This is a genomic window from Geodermatophilus sp. URMC 60, from assembly GCF_053502585.1.
The window spans coordinates 498,315-519,469 of the sequence record NZ_CP199958.1 but is presented as its reverse complement, the minus strand read 5'-3'; the positions used below and the strand labels follow the sequence as shown (position 1 = coordinate 519,469).

General features: G+C 73.9%; 17 protein-coding genes. 12 read left to right on the top strand and 5 right to left on the bottom strand.

Translation table 11 applies throughout. The features are described from left to right. Positions 1-125 precede the first annotated feature (125 nt). On the top strand, positions 126-929 hold the full coding sequence (locus ACWIX3_RS02515) for an IclR family transcriptional regulator (RefSeq protein ID WP_448610505.1): 804 nt from the start codon (positions 126-128) through the stop codon (positions 927-929). Here ACWIX3_RS02515 and ACWIX3_RS02510 read toward each other — a convergent pair. From ACWIX3_RS02510 to ACWIX3_RS02500, 3 genes are all read right to left on the bottom strand, one after another. Continuing rightward, on the bottom strand, positions 910-1,683 hold the full coding sequence (locus tag ACWIX3_RS02510; protein WP_448610504.1) for an enoyl-CoA hydratase: 774 nt from the start codon (positions 1,681-1,683) through the stop codon (positions 910-912). The genes ACWIX3_RS02515 and ACWIX3_RS02510 overlap by 20 nt on opposite strands. Then, the gene (locus tag ACWIX3_RS02505; RefSeq protein ID WP_448610503.1) at positions 1,680-2,930 is read right to left on the bottom strand and encodes a CaiB/BaiF CoA transferase family protein; all 1,251 of its coding nucleotides are present in this window, start codon (positions 2,928-2,930) and stop codon (positions 1,680-1,682) included. The genes ACWIX3_RS02510 and ACWIX3_RS02505 overlap by 4 nt, the downstream gene beginning before the upstream one ends. 131 nt (positions 2,931-3,061) lie before the next feature. Continuing rightward, complete coding sequence (locus tag ACWIX3_RS02500) at positions 3,062-4,498, bottom strand: SLC13 family permease (RefSeq protein ID WP_448610502.1); 1,437 nt, start codon at positions 4,496-4,498, stop codon at positions 3,062-3,064. A 227-nt stretch (positions 4,499-4,725) separates the two neighbouring features. Here ACWIX3_RS02500 and ACWIX3_RS02495 point away from each other — a divergent pair, with 227 nt between their 5' ends. The 5 genes from ACWIX3_RS02495 to ACWIX3_RS02475 all read left to right on the top strand — a co-directional run bounded on the left by ACWIX3_RS02495 (position 4,726) and on the right by ACWIX3_RS02475 (position 12,207). Continuing rightward, positions 4,726-5,904 carry a pyridoxal-phosphate-dependent aminotransferase family protein gene (locus ACWIX3_RS02495; RefSeq protein WP_448610501.1) on the top strand — a complete coding sequence of 393 codons (1,179 nt, stop codon included), beginning with the start codon at positions 4,726-4,728 and terminating at the stop codon, positions 5,902-5,904. Beyond that, positions 5,901-8,813, top strand: coding sequence for an FAD-binding and (Fe-S)-binding domain-containing protein (locus ACWIX3_RS02490; protein ID WP_448610500.1), 2,913 nt, complete (start codon positions 5,901-5,903; stop codon positions 8,811-8,813). The genes ACWIX3_RS02495 and ACWIX3_RS02490 overlap by 4 nt, the downstream gene beginning before the upstream one ends. A gap of 152 nt (positions 8,814-8,965) precedes the next feature. Continuing rightward, positions 8,966-9,424, top strand: coding sequence for a MarR family winged helix-turn-helix transcriptional regulator (locus ACWIX3_RS02485; RefSeq protein ID WP_448610499.1), 459 nt, complete (start codon positions 8,966-8,968; stop codon positions 9,422-9,424). A gap of 218 nt (positions 9,425-9,642) precedes the next feature. Continuing rightward, on the top strand, positions 9,643-11,202 hold the full coding sequence (locus ACWIX3_RS02480; protein WP_448610498.1) for an MDR family MFS transporter: 1,560 nt from the start codon (positions 9,643-9,645) through the stop codon (positions 11,200-11,202). A 78-nt stretch (positions 11,203-11,280) separates the two neighbouring features. Beyond that, entirely contained in the window at positions 11,281-12,207 is a 927-nt protein-coding gene (locus ACWIX3_RS02475) for a diacylglycerol/lipid kinase family protein (RefSeq protein ID WP_448610497.1), read from the top strand. A 94-nt stretch (positions 12,208-12,301) separates the two neighbouring features. Here the strand turns inward: ACWIX3_RS02475 and ACWIX3_RS02470 are convergent, their stop codons facing one another. Together ACWIX3_RS02470 and ACWIX3_RS02465 are read right to left on the bottom strand one after the other, a co-directional pair. Beyond that, positions 12,302-12,739, bottom strand: a complete 438-nt coding sequence (locus ACWIX3_RS02470; protein WP_448610496.1) for an OsmC family peroxiredoxin — start codon at positions 12,737-12,739, stop codon at positions 12,302-12,304. A gap of 71 nt (positions 12,740-12,810) precedes the next feature. Next, positions 12,811-13,254 carry a MarR family winged helix-turn-helix transcriptional regulator gene (locus ACWIX3_RS02465; protein WP_448610495.1) on the bottom strand — a complete coding sequence of 148 codons (444 nt, stop codon included), beginning with the start codon at positions 13,252-13,254 and terminating at the stop codon, positions 12,811-12,813. Positions 13,255-13,456: 202 nt separating this feature from the next. On the opposite strand from ACWIX3_RS02465, the gene clpB reads away from it, so the two are divergent. The 6 genes from clpB (at position 13,457) to pyrE (ending at position 21,123) form a co-directional block, all read left to right on the top strand. Beyond that, the gene (gene clpB, locus ACWIX3_RS02460; RefSeq protein ID WP_448610494.1) at positions 13,457-16,042 is read left to right on the top strand and encodes an ATP-dependent chaperone ClpB; all 2,586 of its coding nucleotides are present in this window, start codon (positions 13,457-13,459) and stop codon (positions 16,040-16,042) included. Between the two features lie 202 nt (positions 16,043-16,244). Continuing rightward, positions 16,245-17,030 (top strand): hypothetical protein, encoded by a 786-nt coding sequence (locus tag ACWIX3_RS02455; RefSeq protein ID WP_448610493.1) that lies wholly within the window; start codon positions 16,245-16,247, stop codon positions 17,028-17,030. Between the two features lie 65 nt (positions 17,031-17,095). Further along, positions 17,096-18,751 carry a molybdopterin-dependent oxidoreductase gene (locus tag ACWIX3_RS02450; protein ID WP_448610492.1) on the top strand — a complete coding sequence of 552 codons (1,656 nt, stop codon included), beginning with the start codon at positions 17,096-17,098 and terminating at the stop codon, positions 18,749-18,751. Positions 18,752-18,856: 105 nt separating this feature from the next. Next, positions 18,857-19,540: a fasciclin domain-containing protein gene (locus ACWIX3_RS02445; protein ID WP_448610491.1), complete on the top strand. Its 684-nt coding sequence runs from the start codon at positions 18,857-18,859 to the stop codon at positions 19,538-19,540. 190 nt (positions 19,541-19,730) lie between these two features. After that, on the top strand, positions 19,731-20,387 hold the full coding sequence (locus tag ACWIX3_RS02440) for a fasciclin domain-containing protein (protein WP_448610490.1): 657 nt from the start codon (positions 19,731-19,733) through the stop codon (positions 20,385-20,387). 133 nt (positions 20,388-20,520) lie between these two features. Next, complete coding sequence (pyrE, locus tag ACWIX3_RS02435; RefSeq protein WP_448610489.1) at positions 20,521-21,123, top strand: orotate phosphoribosyltransferase; 603 nt, start codon at positions 20,521-20,523, stop codon at positions 21,121-21,123. Positions 21,124-21,155 lie beyond the last annotated feature (32 nt).

Here is a 21,155-nt window from a genome sequence, read left to right as displayed (position 1 = left end):
GGTACTGGAAAAGTAGTGTCCGCCCTCACCCCGGTCAACCCGGGGGATCCTGGGGCGACCGGAGCCGTTGTCCGAGGTACGAGCGTGGGGTGTCCCGGTGTGGCGGCGCAAGCGGGAGGGGTGCGATGGCTACAGGAGCGGTGGCCTCGGCGGGGACGGCGGACGGCGTCCAGTCACTCGAGCGGGCGTTCCTGCTCCTGGAGTTGATGGCCGACGCGGGGGGCGAGGTGGCGATCAGCCGGCTCGCCGCCGACAGCGGACTGCCGGTCTCGACCATCCACCGGCTGGTGCGCACGCTCGTGGCCCGCGGCTACGTGCGCCAGCTGCCCTCCCGGCGCTACGTCCTCGGCCCGCGGCTGATCCACCTGGGTGAGTTCGCGTCGCGGATGCTGGCCACGTGGGCCCAGCCCCACCTCACCTGGCTGGTCGACGCGATCGGGGAGACGGCGAACCTGGCCATGCTCGACGGCGACCGGGTCGTCTACGTCGCGCAGGTGCCCTCGCGGCACTCCATGCGGATGTTCACCGAGGTCGGCCGGCGGGTGCACCTGCACTGCACCGGCGTCGGCAAGGTGCTGCTCGCCCAGCTGCCCCCCGAGACCGCGCGCGAACTGCTCGTCCGGGGTGGCATGCCCGCCCGCACGGACCTCACCGTCACCGACCCCGACGAGCTGCTGCGCCAGCTGCCCGTGATCGCCGACCAGGGCTTCGCGGTCGACGACGGCGAGCAGGAGACCGGGGTCCGCTGCGTGGCCGTCCCGGTGCCGGGTGGCCCCTCGGCCGGGGCCATCTCGGTGTCGGGCCCCGCGGGACGGTTCGGCATGGACGCCGTCCCGCGGGTGGTCCCCCTGCTGAAGTCGGCGGCCGCCGCCCTGGCCGCGGAACTGCGGGAGGACGGCGCCGCGTCGGTCAGCGTCCCGTCCAGCTGACCCGCTCGCGGGCCACGAAGGCGGCGACGCCGGCGCGGAAGTCCTCGCTCCCGTAGACGGTTCGCAGCAGGTCGGCGTCGTCGGGGAGGCCGGCCCGGCGCAGCCGGGCCACCGCGCGCTTGGCCGCCCACATGCTCAGCGGGGCGTGGCCCAGCAGCGTCGTGGTCAGCTCCTGCAGCACGGCGTCCAGCTCGCCGTCGGCGCAGAGCTGTCCCACGAAGCCGGCCTCGGCGGCCTCCTCCGCGCCCAGCAGCCGCGCCCGCAGCAGCAGGTCCAGCGTCCGCCCGGGGCCCAGGTGGTGCACCAGCAGGGACACGCTGTTCACCGACAGGCAGTTGCCGAGCGTGCGGGCCACCGGTACGCCGAACCGGGCCGAGGTGGTGGCCACCCGCAGGTCGCAGGCGGCCGCGAGCGCGAGCCCGCCGCCGACGCAGGCGCCCTCGATCGCCGCGACCGTGGGCACCGCGACGTCCTCGAGCCGGTTGACCACCCGCTCGATCGCCTGCTCGTAGGCGATGCCGTCGTCCCCGCCGGTGAAGTCGAGGAACTGGGCGATGTCGGTGCCGGCGACGAACGCCCGGCCGCCGGCGCCGCGCAGCACGAGCACGCGCACCGAGTCGTCGGCGTCGGCCCGTTCACAGGCCGCCTCCAGCCCCTCGTACATCGCGAAGGTCATCGCGTTGCGCTGCTCGGGCCGGTTGAACAGGACGGTCAGGACCGCGCCGTCCTGGCTGACCGTCAGGTCGCCGCTCACGCGCCCTCCCCCGGGGCGACGGGAGCCGGGGTCGGCGCCTGCACGGGCCCGGCGACCGCGTCGACGACGTCGGCCGGCACCCCGGCACGGGTCAGCACCGCCCGGGTGTCGGCACCCAGCGGTGGTCCGGCGTGGTCGCGGACGGCGGGGCTGGCCGACAACCGCATGGGCGAGCCGAGCTGCCGCTGCGGTGGCAGCGACGGGTGCGGCGCGTCCCAGTAGAACCCGCGGGTGTGCAGGTGCTCGTCGGTGAAGACCTGGCCGTAGTCGGAGATCGGGGCGCAGGGCACCCCGGCGGCGTCGAGGGCGGCGACCAGGTCGGCCGTCGTCCGGGGAACGGTGCGGGCCTCGACGGTCCGCGCCAGCTCGTCGCGGTGGGCGTGCCGGCGGCTGGCGTCGGCGTAGCGCTCGTCGGCCAGCTCGGCCGTCATCCCCAGCGTCCGGCACAGCCCGGTCCAGGTGTTGGGGGTGTTGGCCCCGATCGTGATCCAGCCGTCCGCCGTGCGGAACGCCTGGTACGGCGCCTGGCTCTGGTGCGCCGAGCCGAGCGGCCCGCCGACCTCGCCGGTGGCGAAGTATCTGCCGGCCTCCCAGACGGCGAGGCTCACGCCGGCCTCGAACAGCGAGACGTCGACGGACTGGCCGACGCCGGTGCGGTCGCGCTCGCGCAGCGCCGCGGTGACGGCGAGGGCGAGGTACAGGCCGCAGACGAGGTCGCACACCGGGACGCCGACCTTGACCGGCTCCCCCCCGGGGGTGCCGGTGATGCTCATGATCCCGCTGCGGGCCTGCGCCATGATGTCGAGCCCGGGCAGCGGGGCGAGCGGCCCGTCCTGCCCCCAGCCCGAGCCGGAGGCGTAGACCACCCGGGGGTTGACCGCCTGCACGCTCGCCGCGTCGAGGCCGAGCCGGGCCATGGCACCGGGCCGGAGGTTCTCGATGACGACGTCGGCGGTGCCGGCCAGGGCGAGGAACGCCCGCTTGCCGGCCTCGGACTTCAGGTCCAGCGCGATCGACTCCTTGTTGCGGTTGAGCCGCAGGTACGGCGAGCTCTCGCCGTCGACGAAGGGCCCGCTGGCCCGGACGGGGTCGCCCGAGCGCGGGTCCTCCACCTTGATGACCCGGGCGCCCAGGTCGGCCAGTTGCATGGCGGCGTAGGGGGCGGCCATGAAGACGCCGACCTCCAGCACCGTCACACCGGTCAGGGGTGGCTGGGGGGTGGTCGGGGTCGGTCCGGTCGCGGTCACGTCTGCCTCCGCGTGCTGATTCGGGTGGTGGGCCGAGGGGCGGGCTCATCGTGGCCCGCGCACGGCTGCGCCCCGGCGGCGGGCAGCCGGCCGGGGCGCAGTCGGGTGGAGCGGTCAGTGCTGCGGGGGCGTCACAGCCAGCCGGGGACGACGAGGACCAGCCACGTGACCGGCGGGATGAGCGCCACCATCGAGAAGCCCCAGATCATCAGGGTCCGGAAGACCCGGTCCCGGTCCTCGGGGTTGGAGTTGGCGACGACGAGGGCCCCGCTGGTCGAGAAGGGGCTGGAGTCGACGATGGACGACGACAGGGCGAGGGCGGTGATCAGGCCGATCGCGCCGATGGCGTCGCTGCCCAGCAGGAACGGCACCGCCAGCGGGATGAGCGCGCCCAGGATGCCGGTCGTCGAGGCGAAGGCGGAGACGACGGCACCGATGTAGCAGATCAGCAGGGCGGCGATCATCGGAACGCCGAGGGAGGCGACGTTGTCACCGAGCCAGCCGGGGGTGTCCAGCTCCTGCAGCAGGCCGACGTAGGTGACGATCCCGCAGATGAGCAGCACCGTCGGCCAGGCCACCTGACCCACGGCGCCCTTGGCGCCGGCGGGGGCCACCAGGGACAGCACCGCGGCGATGGTCAGGGCCATCAGGCCGATCTCGAGCTGGAAGACCAGCGCCCCGACCACCAGCAGCACCAGCCCGACCAGGGTCAGCACGCGGTCGCGGTCCAGGGTGGTGACCGGTGCCTCGGGCTCGGGGGTCTTCAGCGCGGTGGTCTGCACGGAGGTCCGGTCGGCGCGCTCACCTGCGGTGGAGCGGCCGGGCGCCGCAGCGGCACCGCCGGGGCCGGTGCCGGCGGCGCCGGCCGTGCCGGAGCTGCCGACGGGGACCGGCTCCGCGCCCCGGCCGTCGGGACCGGCCGGGGCGGAGCCGTCCAGCTCGACGCGGGTGGCGTTGCCCAGCAGCTTGCGCCCGCCGAAGAGGAAGAAGACGACGATGCTGAGCAGCGCGTTGGCGACGATCGAGGCGCCCCAGAGGAAGGCCGGGCTGCCGGGCAGGCCGTTGTCCGCCACGACGGTGTTGGTGATGACGCCGAAGATGGACAGCGGCGAGAAGCCGCCGGCCGTGGCCCCGTTGATGATGAACAGGCCCATGAGGACCGGGTTGATCTGGTAGCGGCGGGCGAAGGCCATGCCCACCGGCGCGATGATCGCCACACAGGCCGGGACGACGCCGCCGATGGCGGTGAGCACACCGGTGACGGTGAACATGACCCACGGGATGGCCCACAGCCGGCCGCCGGAGGCCTTCACCGATGCGCTGACCAGCCAGTCCACCGTGCCGTTGTTCTTGGCGATGGCGAACAGGAACGTGACGCCGACCAGGACGATGAACAGCTCGCCCGGGAAGAAGCCGTAGATCGTGTCGGCGTACTCCTCGGTCCCGAAGATGAAGTAGCCGGCCACGAAGGTGGCGACGAACGCGAGCACGCCCATGTGCACGGGTAGCACCGTGGAGATCAGGAAGATCGCCAACAGCACGAGGATCGACAACAGCTGCACGGACATCGATGTCCCCTGACGGTCGGGACGGGACGCCGCGGCGCCGTCCGGGTCTTCCACGATGCGGGAACGAGGTCCCGTCCATCGGGCATTCAAGGATCTTGAGGCGACGGTGTCAAGCGTCACAGCCCGAAGCGGCCTGCCCGACATGGGTCCGGGATGCGGTAGTAGCGTCCCGCATCGTGGAGTCCGGGCAGGTGGCCCGGAACACCTGGCGGCGAGAGGGCGATGCCATGCCAACCACGGCGACGAGCACGGGTGGACGTCACTTCCTGCAGATCCCGGGACCCACCAACGTGCCCGACCGCGTACTGCGGGCCATGGACATGCCGACGATCGACCACCGCGGGCCGGAGTTCGCCGCCCTCGGCACGGAGGTGCTCGAGGCGGTCAAGGCGCCGTTCGGCACCACCAACCCCGTGGTGATCTACCCGGCGTCGGGCACCGGCGCGTGGGAGGCGGCGCTGACCAACACGCTGTCCCCGGGCGACCGCGTCCTCTGCTTCGAGACCGGCCACTTCGCCACCCTGTGGCAGGAGATGGCCCGCAAGCTCGGCCTGGAGGTCGAGTTCGTCCCCGGTGACTGGCGGCACGGCGTGCCGCCCGAGGCGGTGCACGAGCGGTTGTCGGCCGACACCGGCCACGAGATCAAGGCCGTCATGGTGGTGCACAACGAGACCTCCACCGGCGTCACCAGCCGGGTCGGGGAGATCCGCGCGGCCATCGACGCCGCGCAGCACCCGGCGCTCTACCTCGTCGACACCATCTCCTCGCTCGGCAGCATCGACTACCGCCACGACGAGTGGGGGGTCGACGTCACGATCTCCGGGTCGCAGAAGGGGCTCATGCTCCCGCCGGGCATCAGCTTCAACGCCGTCAGCGACAAGGCGCTGGAGGCGTCCCGAACGGCGGGGCTGCCGCACAGCTACTGGGACTGGCAGCCGATCCTGGCCGCCAACGAGCGCGGGTTCTGGCCCTACACCCCGGCCACGAACATCCTCTACGGCCTGCGCGAGGCGCTGCGGATGCTCGACGAGGAGGGCCTGCCGAACGTCTACGCCCGGCACCAGCGGCACGCCGCCGCCACCCGTGCCGCGGTGCGCGGGTGGGGCCTGGAGGTGCTGGCCCTCGACGAGCGGGAGTACTCCGGCTCGCTCACCGCGATCCTGCTGCCGGACGAGTACGACGCCGACGAGGTCCGCCGGGTGATCCTCTCGAGCTACGACATGTCCCTCGGCGCGGGCCTGGGCAGGCTGGCCGGCAAGGTGTTCCGGATCGGCCACCTCGGCCACTTCAACGACCTGATGCTCGCGGGCACCCTGGCCGGCGTGCAGATGGGCCTGGTCCGCAGCGGGGTCAAGATCAGCACCGACGGCCTGCAGGCGGCTCTCGACCTGCTCACGCAGCCGTGACGGCCGCTCCCGAGCGGCCTGGACCGGCGTTCGCGACGGACCTCGAGCGGGAACTCGGCCGGGTCCTGGACGGCGAGGTCGCCTTCGACGACTACACGCGCCACCTGTTCAGTCAGGACGCGTCGATGTACAGCATGACGCCGCTGGGCGTGGCCTACCCGCGGCACGCGGCGGACGTGGCGGCCGCGGTGCGGCTGGCGGGGGAGGCGGGCGTCCCGGTGCTGGCCCGCGGCGCGGGCACCAGCCTGGCCGGCCAGACGGTGGGCCCGGGCCTGGTGCTGGACCTGTCGCGGCACATGCACCGGATCACCGAGGTGGACCCTGCGGCTCGCACCGCCCGGGTCGAGCCGGGGGTGGTGCAGGACGACCTGAACCGTGCCGCGGCACCGCACAAGCTGATGTTCGGGCCGGACACCTCCACGTCCAACCGGGCGACGATCGGCGGGATGATCGGCAACAACTCCGCCGGCAGCGGGTCGGTGCGGTTCGGCATGACCATCGACCACGTCCTGGAGGTCGACGTCGTCCTGGCCGACGGGTCGTCGGCCACCTTCGGCGTCGTCGACGAGGCCGAGCGGGCGCGCCGGGCGCAGGGCGACACCCTCGAGGCGGCCGTCTACCGCCGGCTGCCCGAGCTGGTCGCCGAGCACGCCGCGGCGATCGAGACCGGCTTCCCGCAGTTCTGGCGGCGGGCCGGCGGCTACCGGCTGGACCGGCTGGCCGACGGGCAGCCGTTCGACCTGGCCAAGTTCATCGTCGGCTCCGAGGGCACCCTGGCGATCGTCACCTCCGCGAAGGTCGGGCTGGTCGACAAGCCCGCCAAGCAGGTGTTCGCGGTCGGGCACTTCGAGACGGTGCAGGGCGCGATCAACGCCACCGAGGACGCGCTGACCTGCGACCCGGCCCAGGTCGAGCTGCTCGACCGCACGATCCTCGACCTGTCCCGGCAGAAGATCGAGTACGCCGGCCTCGGGAAGATCCTCGTCGGCGACCCCGACGCGCTGCTGTTCGTCTCCTTCACCGGCGACGACGAGACCGAGCTGGTCGCGCAGATGGACCGGCTGACCGAGGTCTGGGAGCGCAACGGCCACGGCTACCACACCCTGCGTGCGGTCACGCCTGCTCAGCAGGCCGCGCTGCTGAAGGTCCGCAAGTCGGCCCTCGGGCTGCTCATGGCCAACTCCGTGGGCGCTCGCCGGCCCCTGGCCTTCGTCGAGGACACCGCCGTGGACCCGAAGCACCTGGCGGAGTACACCGCGCGGTTCAAGGACGTGCTGGACCGGCACGGGCTGGAGGCCGGGTTCTACGGGCACTGCTCGGTCGGCTGCCTGCACATCCGGCCGTTCGTCGACCTGAGCGAGCCCGGCCAGGTCGAGGTCATGCGTGCGGTCGCGGTCGAGGTCAAGGACCTCGTCCGCGAGTACGGCGGGGTGAACTCCAGCGAGCACGGTGACGGCCTGGCCCGCAGCGAGTTCAACCGGGAGCTGTTCGGCGACGAGCTGTACGAGGCGTTCCGCCAGGTCAAGGCGGTCTTCGACCCCGAGGGCCGGCTGAACCCGGGCAAGATCGTCGACTCGCCGTCGATGACCGAGCACCTGCGCGACGCGAACCGGCCGGTGCCCGGGCCGCTGCACACCCGGCTGCAGTTCGACGTCGTCGGCGGGATGTTCGGCGCCGCGGACCGCTGCATGAACATCGGGCTGTGCCGGAAGTCCACGTCCGGTGCGATGTGCCCCTCCTACATCGCGACCCGGATGGAGGAGCACTCCACCCGCGGCCGGGCCAACGCGATCGTCAAGGCGCTCAGCGACCCCGACCCGCACACCGCGCTCGCCGACGAGCGGCTGCACGAGGCGCTGGACCTGTGCCTGATGTGCAAGGCGTGCAAGAGCGAGTGCCCGCTGGGCGTGGACGTGAGCGCGCTGAAGAGCGAGGCGCTGGCGGCCAAGCACGACGTCCACGGCACCCCGCTGCGCTCCCGGGCCTTCGCCGCCATCCGCACGCTGAACAAGCTCGGCTCGGCGACCGCGCCGCTGTCGAACCTGCCGGGGCGGATCACGCCGCTGCGGGCGCTGATGGACTCCCGGCTCGGCATCGCCCGCCAGCGGGAGCTGCCGGTCTTCCACCGCCAGACGCTGGCGCGCTGGTTCCGCAGGCACCGGGCGCCGGCCGCCCCCACCCAGGGCACCGTCACCCTGCTCGCGGACTCCTTCACCAGCTACACCGAGCCCGGCATCGGACAGGCCGTGGTGCAGCTGCTGGAGGCCGCCGGCCACTCGGTGCGGCTGGAGAGCAAGGGCTGCTGCGGCCGCCCCAGCATCTCCAAGGGCCTGCTGGACGACGCCCGGGGCAAGGCGCGCAAGCTGGCGGCGAACCTGTGCGAGGGCACCGAGCCCGGCTCGCCGATCGTGGGCTGCGAGCCCTCCTGCATCCTCACGCTGCGTGCCGAGCACGTCGAGCTCCTGCCCGACGACCCGAACGTCCGCGACGTCGCGGCGCGGGTCCGGCTGCCGGAGGAGCTCCTCGTCGAGGCGATCGACGCGGGTCGACTGCGGCTGCGGGAGGACAGCTGGCTGGCCGGCCGCACCATCGTCTTCCACGGGCACTGCCACCAGAAGGCCGAGGCCGGGACGGCGGCGACCGTCGCGCTGCTGCAGCGGATCCCCGGTGTGACGGTGCAGGAGCTCGACGCCGGCTGCTGCGGGATGGCGGGGTCCTTCGGCTTCGAGTCCGAGCACTACGACGTCTCGCTGCAGGTGGGGGAGGACCGGCTCTTCCCGGCGGTCCGTGCCGCGGATGCCGACGCGGTGATCGCCGCGACCGGCGTCTCCTGCCGCCAGCAGATCCACCACGGCACCGAGCGCACCGCCCGGCACCCGCTGGAGCTGGTGCTCGAAGCTCTCGCCTAGAACCGGCTCCACCCGAACGTCCGCGGCCGCGTCGTCCCCGAGAGGGGCGGCGCGGCCGTCGCCGTCCCGGGTCGTGACCGGGGAGTCGTTGCCTACAGCAACCAACTAGAGGTATGGTTGCAGTACGCAAGCAACCTCTCCAGGACGGCGACGTGCCCATCTCCCCCGAGACCCGTGACCGGCTGACCACCGGCCTCGCCCGGGTCATCCGCAGCGGCCGCCACCTGAGCGTCCGCGCGGCGAACTCCCTCTACGGCGACCTGCCCTCGTTCGGCTGGGCGCTGCTCGTGCCCCTGGAGCAGGACGGCGAGCAGCGCTGCAGCGCCCTCGCGACGCGGGCCGGCGTCGACGTCTCCGTCGCCAGCCGTCAGCTGGCCGTCCTCGAGCGGTCCGGCTACGTCCAGCGCCGTCCCGACCCGCACGACGGGCGGGCCAGCCTCATGCACCTCACCGAGGAGGGCGCCCGGACGCTGGCCGTCACCCGCGCCCTGCGCGCCCAGTGGGCCGGCACCGCGCTGGCCGGCTGGGACGAGGACGACGCCCGCCTGCTGTCCGGGCTGCTGGAGCGGCTCGCGACCGACCTCGACCAGGCGTCGGTCGCCGTCCCGTGACCCGCGGCCCCCTCTCACCGCCTCCCACCCGCACCCGCCAGACCAGGAGAACCGTGGCCACCACCACCCGCGACGACCGCACCGCGGCCGTCGCCACCGCGGCGCCCGCAGACAGCCTCCCCGCAGACAGCCTCCCCGCAGACAGCCTCCCCGCAGACAGCCTCCCCGCAGACAGCCTCCCCGCAGACAGCCTCCCCGCAGACAGCCTCCCCGCAGACATGGCCCCTGCCGACATCGCCCCTGCCGAGCAGCAGGGCCGGATGACCCACCGGCAGATCCTCTCGGCGCTGTCCGGCATGTTGCTGGCGATGTTCGTGGCGTTCCTGTCCTCGACCGTCGTCTCGAACGCCCTGCCGACGATCATCACCGAGCTGCACGGCACCCAGGGCCAGTACACCTGGGTGGTCACCGCGACGCTTCTGGCCTCCACCGCCTCGACCCCGATCTGGGGCAAGCTCGCCGACCTCTACAGCAAGAAGCTGCTGATCCAGATCTCGATCGTGGTGTTCATCGTCGGCTCGATGCTGGCGGGCCTGGCCCAGTCGGTCGAGACGCTGATCGCCTGGCGGGTGCTGCAGGGCCTCGGTCTCGGCGGCATCCAGGCGCTCATGCAGATCGCGATGGCCGCCATGATCAGCCCTCGTGAGCGGGGCCGGTACTCCGGTCTCATCGGCGCGGTCATGGCGGTGGCCACGGTCGGTGGCCCGCTGATCGGCGGCCTGCTGGTCGACACCAGCTGGCTGGGCTGGCGCTGGTGCTTCTACGTCGGCGTGCCCTTCGCCGCCGTCGCCCTGGTCCTGCTCCAGCGCACGCTGCACCTGCCCGTGACCAAGCGCGACGTCCGCATCGACTACCTCGGTGCGGCCTTCCTCACCGCCGGCGTCTCCGCGCTGCTCATCTGGGTCACCCTCGCCGGCGGCACCTTCGCCTGGGCGTCCGTCGAGACGGCGCTGTTCGTCGGCGGCGGGCTGCTGGCCGTGGCCGCGTTCGTCGTGACCGAGCTGCGCGCCCCCGAGCCGATCGTCCCGCTGCGGCTGTTCCGCGACCGGACGACGACGCTGTCGATCCTGGCCAGCATCGCGATCGGTGTGGCGATGTTCGGCTCGTCGGTCTTCCTCGGGCAGTACCTGCAGATCTCCCGCGGCTACTCGCCGACCGCCGCCGGCCTGCTGACCCTCCCGATGGTCGGCGGGCTGCTGATCTCCTCGACGGTGTCGGGCATCCTCATCACCCGCTCCGGGCGGTGGAAGCGCTACCTGGTCGCCGGCTCGCTCCTCGTCGTCCTCGGCTTCGCGCTGCTGGGCACGATCGACCACGAGACGGACATGGTGCTGCTGGGCGCCTTCCTGTTCGTCCTCGGCGTGGGCATCGGCATGACGATGCAGAACCTGGTGCTCGCCGTGCAGAACACCGTCGCGGCCCGCGACCTGGGGGCGGCCAGCTCGGCGGTGGCGTTCTTCCGCAGCCTGGGCGGCACCATCGGCGTCGCCGTCCTCGGAGCGGTGCTCGACTCCCGCGTCGGCGAGCTCATCGCGCAGGGCCTGGCCGGGGTGCCGGGTGCCGCGCAGGGCGCCGGCGGGGCCGGGCTCGCCGACCTGGCCGAGGCGCCGCCTGCCGTGCGGGCGCTGATCGCGGCGTCCTACGGCGACGCCACCGGGCGCATCTTCGCCGTCTCCGCCGCGGTGGCGGTGGTCGCGGTGGTCGCCATCCTCCTCATCCGCGAGGTGGCGCTGCGGACCGAGAGCGGCGACGAGCGGCTCCGCGCCGAGTCGCACTGAGAGAGGACCCCTGCAGGGCCCCACGGCTCGCCGGCTCGCCGCGGGGCCCTGCAGGGGGCCGCGGGCTACGGTGCGGCGGTGAGCGGGACGCCTCGGTTGCTGCTGGTCGTCAACCGGGCCGCCGGCTCGGCGGAGGACGACGCGGTCGAGGCCGCGGTGCGGACGCTGCGCGCCGGAGCCGACGTCGAGGTGGTCGCCACCGGGTCGGCGGCCGAGCTGGACGCGGCCCTCGCCGACCGGGGCGGACGCCGCATCGTGGTGCTGGGCGGCGACGGTTCGGTGCACGCCGTGGTGCGGTCCCTGGACCGGGCCGGCGCGCTGGACGCCGCCGAGCCGGTGGGCATCATCGCCCGGGGCACGGGCAACGACCTCGCGCGGACCCTGGGCCTGCCCCTGGAACCGGACGCCGGGGCGGACGCCGTCCTCGCCGGCCGGCCGCGGCCGCTGGACCTCCTCGACGACGACGCCGGGGGCCTGGTGGTCAACGCGGTGCACGCCGGGGTCGGCGCGCGGGCCGGCGCGCAGGCCGACCGGCTCAAGGACCGGTTGGGCGTGGCCGCCTACCCCGTGGGCGCGGCGCTGGCCGGGGTGAGCAGCCCGGGCTGGCCGCTGCGGGTCGAGGTCGACGGCCGGGTCGCGGCGCACCCGGCGGAGGGATGGGCGGCCGACGGGACCCACGAGGTCCTGATGCTGGGCGTCTGCACGGGCCGCTCGATCGGCGGGGGGACCCCGCTGGCACCGTGCGCCGAGCCCGACGACGGGCTGGCCGACGTGGTGATCTCGATCGCGACCGGCCCGGTCGCGCGTGCGGCCTTCGCGGCGGCGTTGACCACCGGGGAGCACGTGGACCGGCCGGACGTCCTGGTGCTGCGCGGCCGCCGGGTGTCGGTCGGCGGGGGGCCGGTCGACCTCGACGCGGACGGCGAGGTCGAGGAGGGCGTCCCGGCGCGGACCTGGCGGGTGCGGCGGCACGGCTGGTCGGTGCTCGTGCCGCCGTCCCGGTGACCAGGTCGAACGGCCTCCCCCCCCCCCGGTCCCGCCGCGGCCCCGTCCAGGGGCTCGCCGCGAGCCTGCGAGCGGTGAGGAGGACGAGGTCCTCCTACTCCAGAGCGGCGTCCAGGCTGATCTCGTCGACGCCGGCGAGCGCCTTGCTCACCGGGCAGCCGGCCTTGGCGGCCTGGGCGGCCTGCTCGAACCCGGCGGCGTCGAGCCCCTCGACCTCACCGCGGACGGTGATCGCGATCTTCGTGATGTGCGGGCCGCCGTCCTTCTGGCCGAGCGTGACGTCCGCCGAGACCTCGAGGGACTGCGGGGTGCCCCCGGCCTTGGCGATCTCGTTCGACAGGGCCATCGCGAAGCACGACGAGTGCGCCGCCGCGATGAGCTCCTCGGGGCTGGTGGTGCCGTCGGCCTCCTCGGCCGCGCGCTTCGGGAACGACACCTCGTAGGTGCCGACCTTCGAACTGGACAGCTCGACCTGACCGGAGCCCTCCTGCAGGGTGCCGTTCCAGGCGGTGCGAGCGGTACGGGTGGGCATGGGTCCTCCTCGTCGGGATGTGATGTCGCGGCTGCGCTACCCCGGTCCGTCGTGGACAACCCGTCGTCGGGTCAGTTGGTGGTGACCCGCTCGGTGATCAGGTTCAGCTTGGCCTTGAGGTCGGCGAACTCCTCGCGGTCCAGGTCCAGCGCGCAGATGATCTCGTGGGAGATCGCGTCGGCCTTGTCGCGCAGCGCCCGGCCGGCGTCGGTCAGCGCGATGGCGACCGAGCGCTCGTCCTCGACGCGGCGGTGGCGGGTGACCAGGCCCGCGGTGGTGAGCCGCTTGAGCAGCGGGGAGAGCGTGCCGCTGTCCAGGGAGAGGCGGGCACCCAGTTGCCCGACGGTCTGGTTGTCCTCCTCCCACAGGAGCATCATCACGAGGTACTGGGGATAGGTGAGACCGATGGCGTCGAGCAGCGGGCGGTAGCGCGCAGTCATCGCCCGGGAGGCGGCGTAGAGCGCGAAGCACAGCTGGTCCTCGAGGACCGCGCTCGGTGCCGGGAGACGCGTCATCCTCGAGATTCTAGGGCCTCGGTACGCGGCGCTACGGGCAGTAGTGCCCTGACGTGCCTCACAGTGGCCGGGGCGGCGTCTCGTGCGGGTGGTGGACCGCAGCGAGGTTGAGTGGAACAGGCTCAACCCTTGCGTCGTTGAACTCCTCGACAACAGCTGGCCGGCACGCCGGCCCCGCGCGAGAGGACCGATCCCGCAGACCATGCAGAGCAAGCTGACCACCCGTTCGCAGGAGGCGATCACGGCCGCCCAGCGGCTCGCGGTCGACCGCGGCCAGGCCGCACTCGAGCCCCTGCACCTGCTCGCCGCGCTGCTGGAGCAGACCGACGGCATCGCCGCCCCGCTGCTCAAGGCCGTGGGGGCCGACGTCGCCGACGTCCGCGCCAAGACCGACGCCGCGCTGCGGCGGATGCCGAGCGTGAGCGGCGCGACCGTGCCCGCCCCCTCGCCGTCCCGCGAGCTGCTCCGCGTGCTCAACGCCGCGGGGGAGCAGGCCAGCGCCCTGGGCGACGAGTTCGTCTCGACCGAGCACCTGCTGGTGGGTCTGGCCGGCTCCGACGGTGAGGCCGGCGCGGTGCTGACCAGCGCCGGTGCGACCCGCGACGCCCTGCTGGCCGCCTTCCGCACGGTCCGCGGGAACCGCAAGGTGACCACCGCCGACCCGGAGAGCACCTTCCAGGCGTTGGAGAAGTACGCCGTCGACCTCACCGAGCGGGCCCGCGAGGGGAAGATCGACCCGGTCGTCGGCCGGGACACCGAGATCCGCCGCGTCGTGCAGGTGCTCTCCCGCCGCACCAAGAACAACCCGGTGCTGATCGGCGAGCCCGGCGTCGGCAAGACGGCGATCGTCGAGGGGCTGGCCCAGCGCATCGTGGCCGGTGACGTCCCGGAGAGCCTCAAGGGCAAGCGGTTGATGGCGCTGGACCTCGCCAGCATGGTCGCCGGCGCCAAGTACCGCGGCGAGTTCGAGGAGCGGCTCAAGGCCGTCCTGCAGGAGATCGCCGAGTCCGAGGGCGAGGTCGTCACCTTCATCGACGAGCTGCACACCATCGTCGGCGCCGGTGCCACCGGCGACTCGGCCATGGACGCCGGCAACATGATCAAGCCGATGCTGGCCCGCGGCGAGCTGCGGATGGTCGGCGCGACCACCCTCGACGAGTACCGCGAGCACATCGAGAAGGACCCGGCCCTGGAGCGCCGCTTCCAGCAGGTCTTCGTCGGCGAGCCCTCGGTCGAGGACACGATCGGCATCCTGCGCGGCCTCAAGGAGCGCTACGAGGTCCACCACGGCGTCCGGATCACCGACGCGGCCATCGTCGCCGCCGCCACGCTGTCGGACCGCTACGTCACCGCCCGGTTCCTGCCGGACAAGGCGATCGACCTGGTCGACGAGGCGGCCAGCCGGCTGCGCATGGAGATCGACAGCCGGCCGGTCGAGGTCGACGAGGTGGAGCGCGCCGTCCGCCGGCTGGAGATCGAGGAGATGGCGCTGTCCAAGGAGGACGACCCGTCCTCCGTGGAGCGGCTGGCGGCCCTGCGGGCCGATCTGGCCGACAAGCGTCAGCAGCTCGACGAGCTGACCGCCCGCTGGCAGCAGGACAAGGGCGCGATCGTGCGCATCCAGCAGATCAAGGAGGAGCTGGAGCGGGCGCGCACGGAGGCCGAGCGGGCCGAGCGGGACGGCGAGCTGGCCAAGGTCGCCGAGCTGCGCTACGGCCGGCTGCCGCAGCTGGAGAGGGCGCTGGCCGACGCCGAGGCCTCGGTCGCGGGCACCGACTCCATGCTCAAGGAGGAGGTCGGCCCCGACGACATCGCCGAGGTCGTCCAGGCCTGGACGGGCATCCCCGCCGGGCGGCTGCTCGAGGGCGAGACGCAGAAGCTGCTGCGGATGGAGGACGAGCTCGGCCGGCGCGTCGTCGGGCAGCCCGACGCCGTCCGTGCCGTCTCCGACGCCGTGCGTCGGGCGCGCTCCGGGGTCGCCGACCCGAACCGGCCGACCGGCTCCTTCCTGTTCCTCGGCCCGACCGGTGTCGGCAAGACCGAGCTGGCCAAGGCGCTGGCGGAGTTCCTGTTCGACGACGAGCGGGCGATGGTCCGCATCGACATGAGCGAGTACTCCGAGAAGCACTCGGTGGCCCGGCTGGTCGGCGCTCCGCCCGGCTACGTCGGCTACGAGTCCGGTGGCCAGCTCACCGAGGCGGTGCGGCGGCGGCCCTACACGGTCGTGCTGTTCGACGAGGTCGAGAAGGCCCACCAGGACGTCTTCGACGTGCTGCTCCAGGTGCTCGACGACGGCCGGCTGACCGACGGCCAGGGCCGCACGGTCGACTTCCGGAACACCATCCTGATCCTGACGTCGAACCTCGGCTCGCACCTGATCGCCGACCAGTCGATCGAGGAGCAGCGGCGCCGGGACGCGGTGATGGAGGTGGTCCGGCAGCACTTCAAGCCGGAGTTCCTCAACCGGCTCGACGACGTCGTGGTGTTCCACGCCCTCGGCAGCGACGAGCTCGCCGGGATCGTCGACATCCAGGTCGGTGTGCTCGCCCGCCGGCTGGCGGCCCGCCGGCTCACGCTGCGGGTAACCGACGCCGCGCGCGAGTGGCTGGCGATCAACGGGTTCGACCCGGTCTACGGTGCCCGCCCGCTGCGCCGGCTCGTGCAGTCGGCGATCGGCGACCAGCTGGCCAAGGCGCTGCTCGCCGGTGACATCCGGGACGGCGACGAGGTCGTCGTCGACGCCCCGGAGGACCTCGCCGAGGAGGGCCTGACCGTCCGCCGCGGCTGATCGAAGGACCCCTGGAGGTCGCCGTGGCCCCGCCGTCCCACCCGGGGCGGCGGGGCCTCGCGCACGACGAGGGCCTGACCGCGGTGCGGTCCGCGGGGACCGCAGTGTCATCGATCCGGTCTCGATGGCCGACCGGCACTGGCCCGGCCCGGGAGGGTCCGTGATCATCGGGGCAGACACCCGTGGAACGAGGGAGCGTGCGATGACGTCAGGGCAGGGCGGGCAGGACCCCCAGCAGGGTCAGCCGCCGGAGGGCCAGTCGGGCTGGCAGGCGCCGCCCGGGCAGGGCGGCTGGCAGAACCCCCCGCAGCAGGGCGGCTGGCCGAGCCCGCCGCCCCAGCAGCAGGGATGGCAGAACCCCCAACAGGGCGGCTGGCAGAACCCCCAGCAGGGCGGCTGGCAGAACCCCCAGCAGGGCGGCTGGCAGGACCCGCAGCAGAACTGGCAGGGTCAGCCGCCGCCCTACGGCTACGCCGCCGCGCCGTCGGCCCCCGGCCACTCCTTCCCCCAGGAGGCGCCCGAGCGGCCGACGACCGTGCGCGTGGGGGTCGGGGCCTTCCTCGCCACGCTGATCCTCGGCATCATCTCCTCCCTCGTGCAGTTCTCCGACATCGACAGCCTGGTCTCGCAGGCCGTGGCGGTCGCGAACGACCCGGCGGTCACGGAGGAGGTCATCCGCGCGGGGATCGTGTTCGGTGCGGTGCTCGGCCTGCTGCTGACCGCCCTCCAGGCGCTGTTCATCTGGTTCGCCTGGAAGGGGCGCAACTGGGCGCGCATCGTGCTCCTGGTGCTCGGCGGCATCAGCGCGGTCTTCGGCCTCAGCGCCCTGGCCGGTGCCGGTGGCGGCGTCGCGGGGTCGGGCTTCCTCGACTCGCTGTCGGTCTTCTCGCTGATCCTCACGATCGTCGGCGTGGTGGCCCTGGCGCTGCGGCCGTCCACCGAGTGGTACCGGGCCATGAGCGCCCGCAGGCAGGCCGGACTGCGCTGACCGTTCGTTACGGAACTGTTACCGGGGTGCTGAACCCCTAGCGCGGCTGGTCCCGAAGACCAGTCGTGACCACCACCGAGCAGGCACCGGCCGCGGCGACCGGGCCGGACGTGCCGCGCCGTCGCGCGCGCCGTCCGCTGGCCGCCGCGGCCGGACTGCTGTCCGCCGGCGTCGCGCTGGGCGGAGCCGAGCTCGTCGCCGGCCTCATCGGCCCGCAGTCCTCGCCGGTCGTCGCGGTCGGCGACACGGTCATCACCCTCGTCCCCGAGCCGGTCAAGGCCTTCGCGATCGAGACCTTCGGCGAGGACGACAAGACCGCCCTCGTCGTCGGCACGCTGGTCGTCGTCGCGGTGTACGCCGCGGTCCTCGGCGTCCTGGCGCTGCGCCGCCGGGCGACCGGTGTCGCCGGGATCGCGCTGTTCGGCCTGGTCGGCGCGGCCGCGGCGGTCACCGGCCCCGCCGGCGGGCCGCTCGATGCGCTACCGGCCCTGGTCGGCGCCCTCGTGGGGACCGGAGTGCTGCTCGCGCTGCTGGCCCCGCTCACCGTGCCGGCGACCGACAGTCCGGACACCTCTCCCGACGACGCGGCGCCGCTCGCCGAGCGCCTGCGGGCGGCCCTCGGCTCCGGCGACCGCAAGGGCGCCGGCCTCGACCGCCGCCGCTTCTTCCTCACCAGCGGCGCCGCCGTGGGGGCGGCCGTCGTGACCGGCGGTGCGGGCCGGCTGCTGCTGAGCCGCTTCGACGTCGGCAGGGCCCGGGCCGACCTCGTCCTCCCGGCACCGGCCTCGCCGGCCGCGCCGCTGCCGGCCGGCGCCGACCTCGCCGAGCGGGTCGAGGGCCTGACCCCGCTGTTCACCCCGAACCGCGAGTTCTACCGGGTCGACACCGCGATCACCGTGCCGCAGATCAGCCCGGCGGACCACCGGCTGACGCTCACCGGGATGTTCGACTCCCCGCGCAGCTACACGGTCGACGACCTGCTCGGCCGCGGCGACGTCATCGAGCGCGACATCACCCTGACCTGCGTCTCGAACGAGGTCGGCGGCCGGCTGGCCGGGACGGCGCGCTGGCTCGGCGTCCCGCTGGGCGCCCTCCTCCGGGAGAACGGCATCCAGCGCGGATCCGACCAGCTGGTCTGCCGCTCCTCCGACGGCATGACCATCGGCGCCCCGACCCGGTCCGCCCTCGAGGTCGAGGACGCGATGGTCGCCTTCGGGATGAACGGCGAGCCGCTCCCCGTGGAGCACGGCTTCCCGGTGCGCATGCTCATCCCCGGCCTCTACGGCTACGTGTCGGCCTGCAAGTGGCTGACGGGCATCGAGGCCTCCACCTATGACGCCTACGACGCCTACTGGACCGAGCGCGACTGGGCCGCCCGGGCGCCGATCAAGCTCGCCGCCCGCATCGACACCCCTGCGCCGCTGCGCCGCTTCCCGGCCGGCCGCCGTCCCATCGCCGGCGTGGCCTGGGCGCAGACCCGCGGCATCGGCGCCGTCGACGTCCGGGTGGACGACGGCCCGTGGCGGCCGGCGCAGCTGTCCCCGCAGGTGGACGCCGACCTGTGGCGGCAGTGGGTGCTGCCGCACGACTTCGCCCCCGGCTCGTACCAGCTCACCGTCCGGGCGACCAGCGCCGACGGCGAGGTGCAGACCGACGAGCGGGTCGCCCCGTTCCCGGACGGGTCGAGCGGCCTGCACTCCGTCCGGGTCGTCGCGGCCTGATCCCGCCCACCCCAGTACACGTCTCGGCCGCCGGCCGCAGGCGCGGCCTGCCCCGGTCCCCGGGACGCGGGCCGGCAACCCCGCACGACGACCGAGGAGATCGACGTGAAGCGCACTCTCACCCGCACCGCCCTGCTGACCGGCATCTCGGCCCTGGCGCTGAGCACGGCCGCCTGCGGCGCCGAGGACACCGCATCCGGCGCCGCGAACAGCGCGGGGAGCGCGGCCAGCAGCGCCGGCGAGGAGGCCATGGGCGGCGGCTCGTCCTCGCCCTCCGGCGACAGCGGCATGGCCTCCGAGGAGCCCTTCGGCGAGGGCTGCACCGCGGTTCCGGCCGACGGCGAGGGCTCCTTCACCGGCATGACCGACGACCCGGTCGCCACCGCCGCCAGCAACAACCCGGTGCTGTCGACCCTGGTCCAGGCGGTCATGCAGGCCAACCTCGTGGACACCCTCAACAGCGCCCAGGACATCACCGTCATCGCCCCGGCGAACCCGGCGTTCGAGGCCATCCCGGCCGACGCGCTGCAGGCGGTGCTGGCCGACAACGCCCGGCTGACCGCGATCCTGAGCCACCACGTCATCGAGGGCCGCCTGGCCCCCGACGAGCTGGCCGGCACGCACACCACCCTGGGCGGCGACGAGGTGACCATCGAGGGCTCCGGTGAGGACTTCACGGTCGCCCGGACCGTGACCGGCACCCGGGCCTCGGTGATCTGCGGCGACGTCCGGACGGCGAACGCCACCGTCTACATCGTCGACCAGGTGCTCGCCCCCGCCGGCGCCTGAGAGAGGACCCATCCTTCCCCCCGCGCCTCGCAGGCTCGGCGCGGGCCCCTGCAGGGTGGCCGCCGGCCGCGGGCCGTCGTCCTGTCGGACGGCGGCCCGTGCGGCGTGCCGGATCGCGGTCGTGCCGTTACACGCTGTCGCGTGCCGCGCCGGGGATGATGGCGGCGCCCCCGACGAAGGAGCCCCACCCGTGACCCGCACCCCGACCCGTCGCGCCCTGCTCACCGCCGCGGCCGTGCTGGCACTGCCGCTGGCCGGCTGCGGTTCCGACGGGCCGGCGGACGACGTCGCCGCGGCGAGCAGCGCCCCCGCCACGACGTCCGCGACGGAGACCGCTCCGCCTGCCCCGACCGGCCCCTTCGGCCCCGGCTGCGCCGCCCTGCCGGCCCAGGGCCCGGGCAGCCCGGCCGCCCTCGCCGCCGCGCCCGCGGCCACCGGGATGTCGAGCGTCCCCGGGCTGGCCAGCACGATGGTCACCGTGCACGCGGCCGCGCTCGCCGCCTCCCTCGACGCGACCCAGGACCTCACCGTGCTGGCCCCGGTCGACGAGGCGTTCGCCGCCGTCCCGACCGCCACTCTCGACCCGCTGCTGGCCGACATCCCCCGGCTGACCGCGCTGGTCACCCACCACGTCATCTCCGGGCGCCTGGCCCCCGGCGAGCTGGCCGGGACCCACACCACGCTCGACGGCGGCCGGGTCACCATCGACCGCGCCGGCGAGGTCTTCACGATCAGCGCCGACCAGACCCTGCTGGGCGCCGCCGACGCGACGGTGATCTGCGGCAACCTCCCGACGCTCAACGCCACCGTCTACGTCGTCGACCAGGTCCTCACCCCGTCCGCCTGAGCGTGCTGGAACGGCCTTCCTCAGGGGCCCACCGCGAGCCTGCGAGCGGTGGGGAGGAGCGGCCGGCCCCGCTGCAGGGTCCGCCGCGAGCTCGCGGGCGGGGGGGCAGAGGGGTCCTAATAGGGTCGGCGGCATGGAAAAGGACCCCCTCCGTCCCCGCCCCTCGTCCCTCGGAGCGGGACCCGGGGAGGGGGCCGCCCGGCCCGACCGTGACCGGCTGCTCGAGCTCGTCGTCGACCTCGCCGTCGTCCACGGCCGGGTGACGCTGTCCTCCGGGCAGGAGGCCGACTGGTACATCGACATGCGCCGGCTGACGCTGCACCACGAGGGCGCTCCGCTGGTCGGCCGGGTCATGCGACAGCTCACCGGCGACCTGCGCTACGACGTCGTCGGCGGGCTCACCCTGGGCGCCGACCCGGTGGCGACGGCGATGCTGCACGCGGCGGCCGCCGGCGAGGGCTTCCTGGACGCGTGCGTCGTCCGCAAGACCGGCAAGGCGCACGGGCTGCAGCGGCGGATCGAGGGTCCCGACGTCGCCGGCCGCGCCGTCCTCGTGGTCGAGGACGTCTCCACGACCGGCTCCAGCCCGCTGACCGCCGTCGAGGCGCTGCGCGAGGCCGGCGCCGAGCCGGTCGCGGTGGCGGTCGTCGTGGACCGCGGCGGGCGGGCCGCGGTGGAGGCGGCGGGCCTGGAGTACCGGGCCGCGTTCACCCTCGCCGACCTCGGCCTGCAGTGAGCTGGTCCTCCTCCCCGACGATCAGCTGAGCT